At 67.9% G+C, this 13,831-nt stretch carries 11 protein-coding genes and 1 tRNA gene; 5 read left to right on the top strand and 7 right to left on the bottom strand.

Features of this window, described 5'->3' with window-relative positions; all coding sequences use genetic code 11:
- Nucleotides 1-403 precede the first annotated feature (403 nt).
- Nucleotides 404-2,524 (bottom strand): methyl-accepting chemotaxis protein, encoded by a 2,121-nt coding sequence (locus AC5P9F_RS16870; protein WP_111189046.1) that lies wholly within the window; start codon nt 2,522-2,524, stop codon nt 404-406.
- A 182-nt stretch (nt 2,525-2,706) separates the two neighbouring features.
- On the opposite strand from AC5P9F_RS16870, the gene AC5P9F_RS16865 reads away from it, so the two are divergent.
- Entirely contained in the window at nt 2,707-3,162 is a 456-nt protein-coding gene (locus tag AC5P9F_RS16865) for an Rrf2 family transcriptional regulator (RefSeq protein ID WP_024958520.1), read from the top strand.
- A complete protein-coding gene (locus AC5P9F_RS16860; RefSeq protein WP_043034464.1) occupies nt 3,152-4,057 on the top strand; it encodes an NAD(P)/FAD-dependent oxidoreductase in 906 nt (301 codons plus the stop codon). Before AC5P9F_RS16865 ends, AC5P9F_RS16860 begins: the two co-directional genes overlap by 11 nt.
- Before the next feature lie 95 nt (nt 4,058-4,152).
- Here AC5P9F_RS16860 and AC5P9F_RS16855 read toward each other — a convergent pair whose 3' ends face one another.
- The 4 genes from AC5P9F_RS16855 to AC5P9F_RS16840 all read right to left on the bottom strand — a co-directional run bounded on the left by AC5P9F_RS16855 (nt 4,153) and on the right by AC5P9F_RS16840 (nt 8,590).
- Nucleotides 4,153-5,373 carry an RtcB family protein gene (locus AC5P9F_RS16855; protein WP_274849962.1) on the bottom strand — a complete coding sequence of 407 codons (1,221 nt, stop codon included), beginning with the start codon at nt 5,371-5,373 and terminating at the stop codon, nt 4,153-4,155.
- Between the two features lie 55 nt (nt 5,374-5,428).
- Nucleotides 5,429-6,553: a slipin family protein gene (locus tag AC5P9F_RS16850; RefSeq protein ID WP_005411579.1), complete on the bottom strand. Its 1,125-nt coding sequence runs from the start codon at nt 6,551-6,553 to the stop codon at nt 5,429-5,431.
- Between the two features lie 357 nt (nt 6,554-6,910).
- Nucleotides 6,911-6,984 (bottom strand) — tRNA-Thr (locus tag AC5P9F_RS16845).
- 649 nt (nt 6,985-7,633) lie between these two features.
- Nucleotides 7,634-8,590, bottom strand: a complete 957-nt coding sequence (locus AC5P9F_RS16840; protein ID WP_012481579.1) for an aldo/keto reductase — start codon at nt 8,588-8,590, stop codon at nt 7,634-7,636.
- Between the two features lie 169 nt (nt 8,591-8,759).
- On the opposite strand from AC5P9F_RS16840, the gene AC5P9F_RS16835 reads away from it, so the two are divergent.
- From AC5P9F_RS16835 to AC5P9F_RS16825, 3 genes are all read left to right on the top strand, one after another.
- On the top strand, nt 8,760-9,617 hold the full coding sequence (locus tag AC5P9F_RS16835) for a class I SAM-dependent methyltransferase (RefSeq protein ID WP_049418666.1): 858 nt from the start codon (nt 8,760-8,762) through the stop codon (nt 9,615-9,617).
- A gap of 95 nt (nt 9,618-9,712) precedes the next feature.
- On the top strand, nt 9,713-9,979 hold the full coding sequence (locus tag AC5P9F_RS16830) for a hypothetical protein (RefSeq protein ID WP_012481577.1): 267 nt from the start codon (nt 9,713-9,715) through the stop codon (nt 9,977-9,979).
- Between the two features lie 64 nt (nt 9,980-10,043).
- Entirely contained in the window at nt 10,044-10,583 is a 540-nt protein-coding gene (locus AC5P9F_RS16825; RefSeq protein ID WP_012481576.1) for a pseudouridine synthase, read from the top strand.
- A gap of 90 nt (nt 10,584-10,673) precedes the next feature.
- On the opposite strand, the gene AC5P9F_RS16820 is transcribed toward AC5P9F_RS16825, so the two are convergent.
- Together AC5P9F_RS16820 and hrpB are read right to left on the bottom strand one after the other, a co-directional pair.
- Nucleotides 10,674-11,048: a hypothetical protein gene (locus AC5P9F_RS16820; RefSeq protein WP_005411574.1), complete on the bottom strand. Its 375-nt coding sequence runs from the start codon at nt 11,046-11,048 to the stop codon at nt 10,674-10,676.
- 211 nt (nt 11,049-11,259) lie between these two features.
- A complete protein-coding gene (hrpB, locus tag AC5P9F_RS16815) occupies nt 11,260-13,764 on the bottom strand; it encodes an ATP-dependent helicase HrpB (protein ID WP_099596112.1) in 2,505 nt (834 codons plus the stop codon).
- Nucleotides 13,765-13,831: the final 67 nt, after the last annotated feature.

Below are 13,831 nucleotides of genomic sequence, written 5' to 3'. Positions count from 1 at the left end.
CCAACGGTCGGGCGCTACCCATGTGGTGGTGGGGTCGCCGGCCAGCGGCCGGCACTACCGCAGGTTACGGTGGGTGCGGACCGTTGGTCCGCACGGCCCCTGCCATCGCCCGACCAACGGTCGGGCGCTACCCATGTGGTGGTGGGGTTGCCGGCCAGCGGTCGGCACCACCGCAGGTTACGGTGGGTGCGGACCGTTGGTCCGCACGGCCCCTGCCATCGCCCGACCAACGGTCGGGCGCTACCCATGTGGTGATGGGGTTGCCGGCCAGCGGCCGGCACTACCGCAGGTTACGGTGGGTGCGGACCGTTGGTCCGCACGGCCCCTGCCATCGCCCGACCAACGGTCGGGCGCTACCCATGTGGTGGCGGGGTTGCCAGCCGCTGGCCGGCAACCGGATCAATCAGGCCGCGCGCGCCAGCGCGTCCTTCGCTGCGGCGGTGGTCGACAGATCGAACACATCCACCGCGTCGATCAACCGGTTCGCCTGCTGCTCCAGGCTGCGCGCGGCGGCGCTGGCTTCCTCCACCAGCGCGGCATTCTGCTGGGTGGTGCCGTCCATCTGGATCACCGTCTGGCTGACCTGTTCGATGCCCGCGCTCTGCTCCTGCGAGGCGGCGGAGATCTCGGCCATGATGTCGGTGACACGCTGCACCGACGCCACGATCTCGGCCATGGTGTCACCGGCCTCGCGCACGCGCCGTGCACCGTGGCCGACCTGTTCCACCGACGCTTCGATCAACGCCTTGATCTCCTTCGCGGCTGCCGCCGAACGCTGTGCCAGGGTGCGCACTTCGCTGGCAACCACCGCGAAGCCGCGGCCCTGCTCGCCGGCGCGTGCCGCTTCCACCGCGGCGTTCAGCGCCAGGATGTTGGTCTGGAAGGCGATGCCGTCGATCACGCTGATGATCTCGGCGATCTGCCGCGACGAGGTTTCGATCGCGCCCATCGTCCTCACCACCTGGCCGACCACGCTGCCGCCGTGAGAGGCAACGGTGTGCGCGCCGATCGCCAGCTGGTTGGCCTGGCGCGCATGCTCGGCGTTCTGGCGCACGGTGGAGGTCAGTTCCTCCATCGATGCCGCCGTCTCTTCCAGGTTGGCGGCCTGTTGTTCGGTACGGCGCGACAGATCGTTGTTGCCGGCGGCGATCTCCGCCGCCGCCGTGTGGATGTTGCCGGAGGCGTGCTTGATGTCGGTGACGATGGTTGCCAGCTGCGTAGCGGTGGTGTTCGCGTCGCCGGCGATACGCGCGAACACGCCCTGGAAATCACCGTGCATGCGCGCGCCGAGGCGGCCATCGGCAATCGCGCGCAGCATGCTGGAGACCTCGCCGAGGTTCAGTTCGGTGGTCTGCATCAATCGGTTCAAGCCGTCGACCATTGCGCGGAAATCATGCTCGAAGCGTGCGCTGTCGCCGCGCTGGCTGAAGTCACCGGCGGCGGCGGCTTCGGCCAGGCGGCGGATCTCGCCGTTGATCATGCCGAGATTGGCCTTGGCCGTATCCAACGCGTTGGTGATCACGGCCTTTTCGCCGGGCAGGCGTTCCATGTCCTGGCTGAGGTCACCGACGGCATAGCGGCCCATGATCGAGATCGCGCGCATCTTCACCTGGATGTGCGCGTCAACCAGCGTGTTGCAGTCGGCCACCATGGTGCCGAACGCGCCCGGGAACGCACTGGCATCCATGCGATGGCTGATGGTGCCGGCGTCATGCGCCTGCGCCATCGTCGCCTGTGCGTCCAGTACGCCGCGCAGCGTGGACTGCACCGCCTGCATCGCCTGCGCGAGGCGACCGATCTCGTCGCGGCTGCGCACCTGCACCACGTGCTGCAGATCACCGGCGGCCACGGCACGCGCAGCGGCTTCCACCGCCAGCACCGGCTGCACCACCGCGCGCCGCAGCCACCAGGCCAGGCCCATCAGCAGCAACACGGCGGCCAGCACGGTCAGCGCCGCGCACAGCAGCAGGGTCTGCCGCGCCTGCTGCGACCGCGCCGCTACGGTTGCTTCGGCCACCTGCGTGGCATGCGTGCTCAGCGCATCCAGTGCGGTCGCCACCGGGCGGTCCTTGCCACGCACCAGATTGTCGCCGGCGGCGGGATCGTAGCCGGCTTCCGCAAACGCCTGCAGGGCGGCGTGGTAGTCCTTCTGCAGCTGCGTGTGCAGGCCGATGAAGGACTGCGCCAGTTCGCGCGTGCGTATGTCCGGGCTGGCTACGAGGCCCCTGGCCAGCTGCTCGACCAGGCGGCCCTCGCTGTCAAAGGCGTCCAGATGGCGCTGGCGCAGCGCGTCGTCGTGGCCGCGCAGCAGCACGTTCTTCCATTCCTGCACCTGGCCGCGGAACTCGCGCTGCAGGCGTTCGGCGTCGCGGCTGTGCGCGACTTCGGGTGGAACCTCGGTGGACAACTTCAACCAGGCGGAGGCCAAGCCCGCCAATGCGCACAGCAGGACCACGGCCAGACCAACGGAAACCGCGCCGAGCAGCTTGGACTGCAGGCGCGGAGCACGGACAGACGCTTTCATGGAAGGGACTCTCGGGAAGGGGCAATGCGGTATCGACCTGTCCCCATGCGTCTGAAGTGCGACGCTCATCACATTACCGTTTCGTTTAGTGATGTGAAGGGGATGTTTCATAGGACAAATGTGTCCATATGGAACGAAAGAAGACCCTCGACAGAGAATTTAAATGTAACTATCGTTGTTACATGAAATCCGCAAATCCACTGTCTGACGCCCTGCATGTGATGGCGCACCTGGTCGGCCATGCCGCCCCGCGTACGTCCGAGCAGCTGGCGTCCTGCCTGCCGACGCATCCGGTGGTGATCCGTCGCCTGCTGGCACAGCTGCACAAGGCCGGCCTGGTGCGCAGCACCCGCGGCCACGGCGGCGGCAGCCTGCTGGCACGCGACGCCGCGGCGATCACCCTGCATGACATCTACCTGGCGGTGGGCGCACCACCGCTGGTCCAGGTCGGCGCCCGCGACTCCGGCGGTGGCTGCCCGATCCAGCGGCTGGTCAACAGCGCCCTGCTCGAAGGGGCGCGCGAAGCGCAGCGCCTGCTCGAAGCGCGGCTGCAGGCGACCACGCTGGACCAGCTCGGCGCCGACTTCGCCCGCCATCTCGCCCATCACCGTTCCCTGGAAGGTCACCATGAATCCTGATGTGCTCATCGTCGGCGGCAGCTATGCCGGCATTGCCGCCGGCCTGATCCTGGCCCGTGCCCGTCGCCCGGTCACCGTCATCGACGCAGGTTCGCCGCGCAACCGTTTCGCCAGTCATTCGCACGGGGTGCTCGGGCTGGATGGCATCAGTGGCGCCGAGCTGCTGAAGACGGCGCGCCAGCAGCTGCTGGACTACCCCACGGTGCGTTGGGTGCATGCCGAAGCCGTGCAGGCCACCGCCAGCGCCGAAGGCGTGGAAGTCCGCACCGCCGATGGCCAGGTGCTGGCCGCGCGCAAGCTGCTGCTCGCCAGCGGTGTTGCCGACCAGTTGCCGGCGTTGCCGGGCCTCGCCGAGCGCTGGGGCAGCACCGTGCTGCACTGCCCGTACTGTCATGGCTATGAAGTGGGTGGTGGTGCCATTGGCCTGCTTGGCGGTCATCCGATGTCCGCCAGCAAGGCGCCGCTGTTCGCGGACTGGGGCAATGTCACGTTCTTCAGCATGGGACTGGACATCACGGATGAGGAACGCGCCGCCATGCAGCAGCGCGGCGTGCAGATCGAGACGTCACCCGTGCTGGGCGTGCAGGGCGACCAGCCGACCTGGCTGGAAGTGGAGCTGGCCGACGGCCGCCGAATCGCCCAGCGTGCGTTGTTCGTGCCGGCCACCCAGGCGATGGCCACGCCATTGGTGCAGCAGCTGGGCTGCACGTTGGTCGAGAGCCCGCTGGGCGTGCTGATCGAGGTCGATGCGATGAAGCACACCTCGGTGCCGAACGTGTATGCCGCAGGCGATGCGACCACGGTGGGCAACATCACCCTGGCCATGGCCGAAGGCGTGCGCGCGGGCATCGGCGTGCACCATGCGCTGGTGGCCGAAGACAGCGTGCCGCGCTGAATGTGCCGGGGTCAGATCCCTTTCGCAGAAAGGGATCTGACCCCCGACGCGACGTGTTGCTCTGGTAGAGGCCGGCCTTGGTCGGCACCGCTCCATTACCCCTTCACGCACAGCACCTGCCGCAGCGTGTGCACCACGTCGACCAGGTCCAGCTGCGCGGCCATCACATCGTCGATCGACTTGTACGCGGCCGGTGACTCGTCCAGCACGCCGCTGTCCTTGCGGCATTCCACATGCGCGGTGGCCTCGCGGTGCTGGGCCAGCGTGATCTGCTGGCGCGCCGTGCCACGGCTCATCACCCGGCCGGCGCCGTGGCTGCAGCTGTGGAAGCTGTCCGCGTTGCCCTTGCCGCGCACGATGTAGCTGCGCGTGCCCATGCTGCCGGGAATGATGCCCAGCTCGCCCTCACGCGCGCTGACCGCGCCCTTGCGCGTCACCAGCAGTTCCTGGCCGTTGTGCATCTCCTTCTGCACGTAGTTGTGGTGGCAGTTCACCGCCATCGCTGCCAGCTGGAACTTCGGCAGCCGGTGGCGCATCTCGGCCAGCACGCGCGACATCATCGCCTCGCGGTTCTGCCGGGCGTAGTCCTGCGCCCACGACACCGCTTCGACGTAGTCATCGAACAGCGGCTCGCCTTCCATGAAGAACGCCAGGTCCTTGTCCGGCAGGTGGAAGCCCAGCACGCGCCGGGCCAGTTCCTCGCGCGCCTTCTCGATGAAGTAGGTGCCGATCAGGTTGCCGGTACCGCGTGAGCCGCTGTGCAGCATCACCCACACCGTGTCCGTCTCGTCCAGGCACAGTTCGATGAAGTGATTGCCGCCGCCCAGCGTACCCAGCTGGTGGTCCAGCTTGTCGGTGCGGATGCGGCGGTGCTTGTCCTTGATCTTCTCCAGGCCGGCGGCCAGCCCGGACTGCACCAGCCGGGTGTGGATGCTGTCGGGCATGCGGTGATGCTCGCCGCCACGGCCATTGCCGACCGGGATGCTGCGCTCGATGCTGTTGCGCAGCTGCCGCAGGTCATCGGGCAGGTCATCGGCGCGCAGCGTGGTACGCACCGCCGCCATGCCGCAGCCGATGTCGACGCCGACCGCGGCCGGGATGATCGCCCCGCGGGTCGGGATCACCGAGCCTACGGTCGCGCCCTTGCCCAGGTGCACGTCCGGCATCACGGCCACCCACGGCCCGACGAACGGGATCGCAGCGATGTTGCGCAGCTGCTCATGCGCCTGCGCTTCCAGCGGCACACCGTTGACCCAGCCCTTGATCGGCGTGGTGCCCTCGGCATGCAGCCATTGATAGTTCTGTTGAGTGTCCATGTCTTCCTTAATGTCATTGATGGGCCGGCGGCGCGTCCCTGCGCCACCGCTACCCCTACCTGATCGTCACCAGCTGCTTCAGCACGCCATCCAGGCCGCCGAACACGGTGAGCGTGTCGATCTTCTCGGTGACCTTCTCCAGTGCCTCCAGCTCCTTCAAGCGCATCAGCACCGGGTTGTCCTCGATCAGCTTTGCGGTGTTGAGCTGCGAACGCGTGGCGTTGGCCTCCTCGCGGCGACGGATCACGCTGGCCTGGGCCTGCTTTTCGGCCAGCACCACGCCGTTGAGGATCTCCTTCATCTCGCCCGGCAGGATCACGTCCTTGATGCCGACGCCGAGCAAGCGCACGCCGTGGCCTTCGATCGCCGCCTGCACATGCGCAGCGATCTCGCCGTCCAGTGCCGCCTTGTCACCCAGCAGCTCGTCCAAGCTGCGCGCGGCAATTGCCTGGCGCAGGCCGAACTGCAGCTGCCGGTAGACGAACTCATCGGCATTGCTGAGCGTGCGGTGCGCACGCACCGGGTCGACCACCTGCACGGTCGCGGCCAGGTTCACCCGCAGGGTCACCTTGTCGCGGCTGAGCAGTTCCTGGCCGGACACGTCCAGTGAACGTGCACGCAGTTCCACACGCTCCACCGACACGTTGCCGTTGAAGTTCCAGAACGCGTGCAGGCCGGCGTCCAGCGTCTGCCGCAGCGTGCCATCGATGAACAGCAGGCCGACCGACTCGCTCGGCACCGTGCTGATCACCGCCACACGCGGCAGCACGCCCAGCTGGCCCAGCCGCTGCTGCACGTCCGCCGGAATGCGCGGCTCGTCACCCAACGCCATTACCTGCACCTGGGTATCGACCGAACCGCGCCAGTACAGACGGCGGCTGCCCGGCGGCAGCACTTCATCGATGCGGCCGTTGCGCAGCAACAGGCCGACCTCGCTGGCGCCGACGTTGGCCAGCACGAAGTGCGTGTCCAGCTGTGCGCCCAGCGCTTCGATCAGGCTGTCCTGGTCGCTGCCAGTGTAGGCCGCGCCCTTCGATGCAGTGTGGATGTCCACGTGCGGCCGGCCGCCGAACGGCGACAGGCGGTGCACGCCCGGCAGCAGGATCTGCTGGAAACGACGGTTGCGATACACCAGGCCGCGCTCGCCGTCGCCGATCACGACCTTGATGGTCCAGAACATGGGAGTCTCTCCTTGTATGGCTCTGGTGGTTCGACCCGTTGCGGATGAATCGCCATGACCCGGGTCGATCCGGTCGTGGCGAGGCTGCCTGCACATCACGTGCAGGCAGCGGAAGAGGGCGGCCATCGGCGGACGGTCCGCGCGCGGAGCCTTCGATGCGCCGGCAGTGCTGCCATCGTCGTTCCCGGCAGGCAGCACCGGTGCGGAACGTGGCTGGCAGTGGCGGCGGGCCGGGGCCCGGCGTGCGGTCCGTTGCCTTCCACGTTCCTGCCCGAAGGCGATGTCGGTGGACGGCGACGATGGCCGCTGGGGCTTGCGCCCCGGGTGTTGCTTCAAGTCATGACGTGACAGGTCATGTGGTTTGGAGTGGGAATCGAACCCACGACAGACGGATTACGGATCCGTTGCTCTGACCAAGCTGAGCTATCCAGTTGGGGACCGCGCGGAATCGAACCGCGTACCGGCGAACCGGTGCCTGCCTCCAGCAGGCGATCCAGGCGATGGCATGTCCGCGACCTCCGGCATACGCCACGGCAACGCCGCGCGCACCAGCCCGTGGTTGAAACGGGGCCGTTGGATAATCGAGGGTGCAGGCCACCGACATTATCGGCGAGCGATAATGTTCTGATGCGATGCAGATAATGTCCAGGCGCTGCCAGTCGCGCGAAGTAAATCCTTCGGCGGGGCGGGAAAAGCCTGGGTCAGTGAGCGGCGGGTCGCCGCGCGGGGTGCAGTTCTGGCATCGCGGGTCCTTGTGTCGACGCAAACGAAAACGCCCCCGGGACTTGCGTTCCGAGGGCGTCGTCAGGCCTCGGAGATCGGGGTGGCCGATCTCCGCAGGGCGGGTATCAGGCCGTTGTCAGCTGGTCTTCCTTGCCGAACGCGCGCGCCGGCCCGTCCATGCGCAGGCATGGCAGCAGTTTGGCGATGGCGACGGAATGCGCGTTCAAGGGAAGTTTCCAGTGGTTGTTGAAACGAGGTGCGCACGATAAACCACGATTTAGTCGTGCGCAACCATTTTGTGCAATTATTTTCTTGGGTATGCGTGCAATGCCGGCCAGCGGCCGGCACTACCGGCCCTCACGCTTCGGCGCTGGCGGCATCCAGCTGCGCGACATCCTGCACGCTCAGCGACACGTTGGCCGCCGCCAGCAGATCGTGCAGCTGCTCGACGCTGGTGGCGCTGACGATCGGCGCGGTGATCGACGGCCGTGCGATCTGCCACGCCAGTGCGATCTGCGCGGCACTGGCGTTGTGCTTGCTGGCCACGTCATCCAGTGCCTGCAGGATGCGCAGGCCACGCGGATTCAGATAGCGCTTCACCACGTTCTCGCCACGCGCCGGGCTCTTGGCCGCATCGGCCGGCGTGCGGTACTTGCCGCTGAGGAAGCCACTGGCCAGCGCGTAGTAGCCGATCACGCCGATCTGTTCGCGCTGCACCAGCGGTTCCAGTTCCTTTTCGTAGCCGGCGCGGTCATACAGGTTGTACTCCGGCTGCAGGGTTTCGTAACGCGGCAGCTTGTAGTCGGTGGACACCTTCAGCGCATCGGCCAGGCGCGTGGCGCTGTAGTTGGAAGCACCGATCGCACGCACCTTGCCAGCTTCGATCAACCGGCCGAAAGCAGCCAGGGTCGCTTCCAGCGGCGTCGACTCGTCATCCTCGTGGGCCTGGTACAGATCGATCACGTCGGTCTGCAGGCGGCGCAGCGAATCCTCGACCGCCGCATTGATGTTGTCCGGGGTCAGGCCGGGGCGTTCGGCCCACTTGGCCACCTTGGTCGCCAGCACCACCTTGTCGCGCTTGCCGCTGCGGGCAAACCACTTGCCGATCAGCGTCTCCGATTCGCCGCCGGCATTGCCCGGCACCCAGGCCGAATACACATCGGCGGTGTCGACCAGGTTGAAGCCGGCGTCGACGAAGGCATCGAGCAGGGCGAAGCTGGCCTTCTCATCGGCGCTCCAGCCGAACACATTGCCACCGAAGGCGAGCGGACGTACATGCAGGCCGGAACGGCCCAGTTCGCGGGTTGCCGTCATGGGCACGGACTCCTTGAGGGAAGTGCTCCAGAATAAAACGCGTAGTGTGACCGTGCTGCGGCGGCGACCACAAAACAGTGTTCCGCGATACGCACGCAGCTAACGTTTTGTGAACACCTGGGACGCCGCGGCTGCTAGTCTCGCCGCATCTTCCGCTGGAGTCGCTCCGATGATGCCTGCTTCGTCCCTGCGTGGTTGCCGCCTGCTGCTTGCTTCGGCCCTGTTTGCCGCTGTTCCCGCTTTCGCCGCACCGGCCACGGTGGCGCCGGCGAAGATCCAGGTGTCGCCGGCCATCGACACGGCGGTGAAGGCACCCACCCGTGATGCCAACAACGTCAAGCGCGACGGCTTCCGCCACCCGGCGCAGACGCTGTCGTTCTTCAAGGTGACGCCGGAAAAGACCGTCATCGAGATCACCCCCGGCAACGGCTGGTACTCGGAGATCCTGGCGCCGCTGCTGCACGACAAGGGCCACTACGTTGCCGCCGTTGTCGATCCGATGGCGGTGCCCGAAGGCCGTGGACGCGACTACCAGCAGCGCAGCCGCGACAGCCTGGAAAAGAAGTACGCCGCTGCACCGGCACAGTTCGGCAAGACTGCCGTGGTGGCCTACGATCCGGCCAAGCCGGTGTTCGGCCCGGCCGGTTCAGCCGATGTGGTGCTGACCTTCCGCAACGTGCACAACTGGCGCAAGGCCGGCCAGGCGCAGGGCATGTTCCAGGGCTTCTTCAACGTGCTCAAGCCGGGCGGCGTGCTGGGCGTGGTCGAGCACCGCGCCAAGGCCGACGTGGCCGACGACGATGACACCGGCTATGTCGGCCAGCAGCAGGTGATCGCGATGGCCGAGGCCGCCGGCTTCAGGTTGGACGCGCGCAGCGAGGTCAACGCCAACGCGCGCGACACCAAGGACCACCCGAACGGCGTGTGGACGCTGCCGCCGACCAACCAGCACGACAAGGCCGACGATGCGAAGTACCAGGCGATCGGCGAAAGCGACCGCATGACCCTGCGCTTCATCAAGCCGTAAAGCGGGGCGCCGGGCCGTGCCTGGTGAGCGCGCAGCGCGGTGTTGGGCGGAATGGGTAGCGGCCGGGCAATGCCCGGCGCTGCCACCAATGGAGTGTGCTGTTGAAGAAAGTGCTGTACTTCGCCTTCGCATTGATGGCGCTGCCGCGGTTGTACGACTTCGTGTTCCATGCGGGTCACGTGCATGATCTCGTGGCGGCGGCAGGTTTTGCGGTGCTGCTCGTGGGCTGCCTGTGGGACGAACGTGCGCGCAGGGCCTGCCCACCGGTAGCGCGGCTACGGTATCGCGCCAACGCTGCCGCCACGTGCGGCGCCGTGGTGGTGCTCGTTGCGCTGTTGATGGAAAGGAAGGTCTTCGGCTGAGTGGTGATCGCGGCGGCGATGCGGGAATGGGACAATGCCCCACCCGCCGACTGCCGTGCCCGCAATGCTGATCGCCTTCAACAAGCCCTTCAACGTGCTCTGCCAGTTCACCGACCGCAGCGTGCCGGCGCGGCCGACCCTGGCCGGGTTCGGCCTGCCGCCGCGCGTGTATGCCGCGGGCCGCCTGGACCATGACAGCGAGGGCCTGCTGCTGCTGACGGATAACGGCACGCTGGCGCACAAGCTCACCGATCCCAGGCACAAGGCCGACAAGACCTACTGGGTGCAGGTGGAAGGCACGCCCAGCGATGAGCAGCTGCAACAGCTGCGCGACGGCGTCGAGCTGAACGACGGACCGACCTTGCCGGCGAAGATCGAGCGCCTCGATCCGGCGCCGTCGCTGTGGACACGCGATCCGCCGGTGCGCTTCCGCAAGACCGTGCCCGATGCCTGGCTGGCGATCACGATCCGCGAGGGCCGCAACCGCCAGGTGCGGCGGATGACCGCCGCAGTGAACCTGCCAACGCTGCGGCTGGTGCGGGTGGCGATGGGGCCCTACCGGCTGGACGACCTGCAGCCGGGGCAGTGGCGGCAGATCGGTTGAAACAGAAAGGGCCGGATACCTCGCGGCATCCGGCCCCGGCCCGGGTTCAGATCCCTTCCGCAGGAAGGGCTCTGAACCGGTCGGTCACACTCAGGCGTCGCTGCCGATATCGCTGTGCTCGTCCACCACGGTGTCGTTGCGGCGGTCGCGTGCGTTGATGCGCTGCGCCTGCCCATTCACCACGTGGCCATTGGCAGCCTTCTTCTTCTGCTGCTTGCGGTACAGCGCATAGCCGAGCAGGCCGACGCCGACGGCAGCCGCGGCAATGGTCACGGCCGGGTTGCGGCGGGCGAACTTGGTGGCGACCTTGCCGCCGGTCTTTACTGCGCCGAGGGCGGCGCCGGTCTTGATCCAGTCCGCGTTGCGCAGGCTGCCACCGGCGCTCTTCAGGCCATCGCCGGCGGTGTGGGCCAGCTCCAGGGCGCGCTCCAGAGCGCGGTCGGTGATTACAGTCAGCTTGCTCATGCGGGGGTCCTTTGCCTCGGGTCGAAGTCCAGTGTCGCGTGTTGCCCGTAAACGGTATGTCAGTCGGGGACGCAGGCGGTGTGACTTTAGCGTAGCCATTCAGGATCAGGCAGGGTGGGTCGGATCCCTTTCCGTTGGGAAACGGCTCTGACCCCAGCGCCACGCCTGGGGTCAGAGCCCATCGCGATGCAATGGGATCCGACCCCGCCCGTCAGGTTCCGCGCGGCTTGGCCCGGTGCGTGGCCGTCGCCGTCCACGGATCATCCGGCCATGGGTGGCGCGGGTAACGGCCCTTCATCTCCTTTTTCACTTCGGCGTAGGTGCTTTCCCAGAAGTTGCGCAGGTCCTGGGTGACCTGCAGCGGGCGGCCACCGGGGGAGAGCAGGTGCAGGGTCAGCGGCACGCGGCCATCGGCGATGCGCGGCGTGTCGGCCAGGCCGAACAGTTCCTGCAGCTTCACCGCCAGCACCGGCGGCAGCGGATCGCCGCTCTCGCTGTCCAGCGCATAGGTGATCGGCCGCTCCAGTCCGGACGGCACGGTAATGCGGGTCGGCGCATGACGCTCGACCAGCTGCCGTTGTGACCACTCCAGTGGCGATTTCAGCGCTTCGCCAAAGCTGGATTCGTCCAGCGCATCCAGTCGCGTCTTGCCGGCGAACGCGGGCTGCAGCCACTGCGCACGGTTGGCCAGCAGGGCGTCGTCGCTGCAGTCGGGCAGGCCGAGCTCGGGCATCCAGCGGCGCAGCGATTCCACCCGTGCCTGCCACTGGCGCAGGCCTTCGGTCCACGGCAGCGCCTGCAGGCCGAGCTCGGCCACCGCATCGGTCAGCGCCTGCGCGGCGTGCTGCGGATCGACCCGGCCGGCCGAGCGGCTGTCCAACACGATCCGGTCGAAACGGGTCTCGCGCAGGGCCACCAGGGCGCGGCGCTCGCTGTCCCAGCGCACCACGTCTTCGGTGACGAAGCGCTCCGGCGACGCCCTGCGCAGCTGGCCTTCGTCCACCGGTGCGGCACGCAGCAGCAGCGCATCGCGTGCCTCAAAGCGAAGCTCGCTGGCCACCAGCCACGGTTCGCCACGCAGGTCGCTCAGCTCGTGCAGGCGCGCGCTGCGCCCATTGGCCAGCAGGTAACGCAGTGGATCGCTGGGATGCTGGAAGCCGATCCGATCAGGGAAGGCGTGAGCGAGCAGGTCGCCCAGCGCATGGGCCTCGATGCTGGCCGGCGGCGTGGCTTCGCAGCGCAGGCGGCGACGCCACTGCTTGGCGGCGGCATCGATGGCGGCCAGCCCGCTGCGGTTGGCATCGCCCGGTGTGCGGCCATTGCGGAACGCGGCCAGTGCGCGCCAGCGGCTCGCCAGCGCGTCACCGCCCTGGCGCAGCGGATCGCGCGCTTCCAGCAGCGCGGCCAGATCGGCCGCCAGCGCCTGCGAACGTGTATCGGGCGCGGCCAGCAGCATCGCCGCCATCCGTGGGTGCGTACCCAGCGCCAGTACGCGGCGGCCGAGTGCGGTGATCGCACCACTGCTGGACAATGCGCCCAACCGCTGCAGCAGTTCGCGGGCGGCGCCCATCGGGCCGGCAGGTGGCGGATCGAGGAAGCGCAGGTCGCTGCTGCCCCAGGCGGCCAGTTCCAGTGCCAGTCCGGCCAGTTCCACTTGGTCGATCTCGGCGCGGCGCTGCGGCTCCAATCGCTGCGACTGCGGCCACAGCCGCCAGGCCACGCCTTCGGCCACGCGACCGGCGCGACCGGCGCGCTGGTCGGCCGACGCCTGGGCGATGGACACCACGTCCAGCCGGGTGAAGCCGCTGTTGGGGTCGTAGCGCGGTTCGCGTGCCTGGCCGCTGTCGATCACCACGCGCACGCCGGGCAGGGTCACCGACGACTCGGCCACGTTGGTGGCCAGCACCACGCGGCGGCGGCCATCGCTGGCGGCCTGCAGCACGCGCGCCTGCTGTTCCACCGGCAGCTCACCATGCAGGGCCAGTACTTCGACGCCGGCATCCAGCGATTCCTGCAGGCCAGCCTGCACCCGCGCGATCTCGCGCTGGCCGGGCAGGAACACCAGCAGGTCACCGGGGTGATCGGCCAGGGCCTGCTGCACCGCGCGGCGCACCTGCAGTTCCAGCGTCTCATCGCGGCGCGCCGGGAAATGGCTGACCGTCACCGGGTAGCTGCGGCCCTCGCTGCTCAGCCGCGGCGCATCGAGGAAGCGTGCCAGGCGCTCGCCATCCAGCGTGGCCGACATCACTACCAGTCGCAGGTCATCGCGCAGCTGCGCCTGCACGTCCAGCGCCAGCGCCAGGCCGAGGTCACCGCTGAGATGGCGCTCGTGGAATTCGTCGAACAGGATCGCACCGACTTCTTCCAGCATCGGGTCGTCCTGCAGCATGCGGGTCAGGATGCCTTCGGTGACGACTTCAATGCGGGTGCGTGCCGAGACCTTGTTCTCGAAGCGGATGCGGTAGCCGACCGTGCCGCCGACCTCTTCGCCCAGCTGCCGTGCCATGAACAGCGCGGCGCTGCGTGCGGCGACCCGGCGCGGCTCCAGCAGGATGATTTTCCGGCCTTGCAGCCATGGTGCTTCGAGCAGGGCCAGTGGTACCTGGGTGGTCTTGCCGGCGCCGGGCGGGGCTTCCAGCACCAGCCGTGGCTGCACGGCCAGGTGCTGCTGGATCTGCGGCAGCAGCGGGGAAATCGGGAAGAGCGGGGCATTCATGGACAAAGGATAAGGGGCCATGGCGGCCGCAGGTACAATGCGCGGGCACTTTTCCCCCGCGATGACC

Source organism: Stenotrophomonas sp. YJH_SMC_4 (genome assembly GCF_059371575.1).
Note: the sequence above shows the minus strand (reverse complement) of the source record. Positions and strands in the feature narration are given on the sequence as shown.

Bases quoted from the DNA above. Each gene is read 5' to 3' on its own strand.
- AC5P9F_RS16860 (WP_043034464.1), top strand. From the start codon at position 3,152: ATGAATCCTGATGTGCTCATCGTCGGCGGCAGCTATGCCGGCATTGCC.
- hrpB (WP_099596112.1), bottom strand. From the start codon at position 13,764: ATGAATGCCCCGCTCTTCCCGATTTCCCCGCTGCTGCCGCAGATCCAG.
- AC5P9F_RS16870 (WP_111189046.1), bottom strand. From the start codon at position 2,524: ATGAAAGCGTCTGTCCGTGCTCCGCGCCTGCAGTCCAAGCTGCTCGGC.
- AC5P9F_RS16820 (WP_005411574.1), bottom strand. From the start codon at position 11,048: ATGAGCAAGCTGACTGTAATCACCGACCGCGCTCTGGAGCGCGCCCTG.
- AC5P9F_RS16825 (WP_012481576.1), top strand. From the start codon at position 10,044: ATGCTGATCGCCTTCAACAAGCCCTTCAACGTGCTCTGCCAGTTCACC.
- AC5P9F_RS16865 (WP_024958520.1), top strand. From the start codon at position 2,707: ATGAAATCCGCAAATCCACTGTCTGACGCCCTGCATGTGATGGCGCAC.
- AC5P9F_RS16850 (WP_005411579.1), bottom strand. From the start codon at position 6,553: ATGTTCTGGACCATCAAGGTCGTGATCGGCGACGGCGAGCGCGGCCTG.
- AC5P9F_RS16840 (WP_012481579.1), bottom strand. From the start codon at position 8,590: ATGACGGCAACCCGCGAACTGGGCCGTTCCGGCCTGCATGTACGTCCG.
- AC5P9F_RS16835 (WP_049418666.1), top strand. From the start codon at position 8,760: ATGATGCCTGCTTCGTCCCTGCGTGGTTGCCGCCTGCTGCTTGCTTCG.
- AC5P9F_RS16855 (WP_274849962.1), bottom strand. From the start codon at position 5,373: ATGGACACTCAACAGAACTATCAATGGCTGCATGCCGAGGGCACCACG.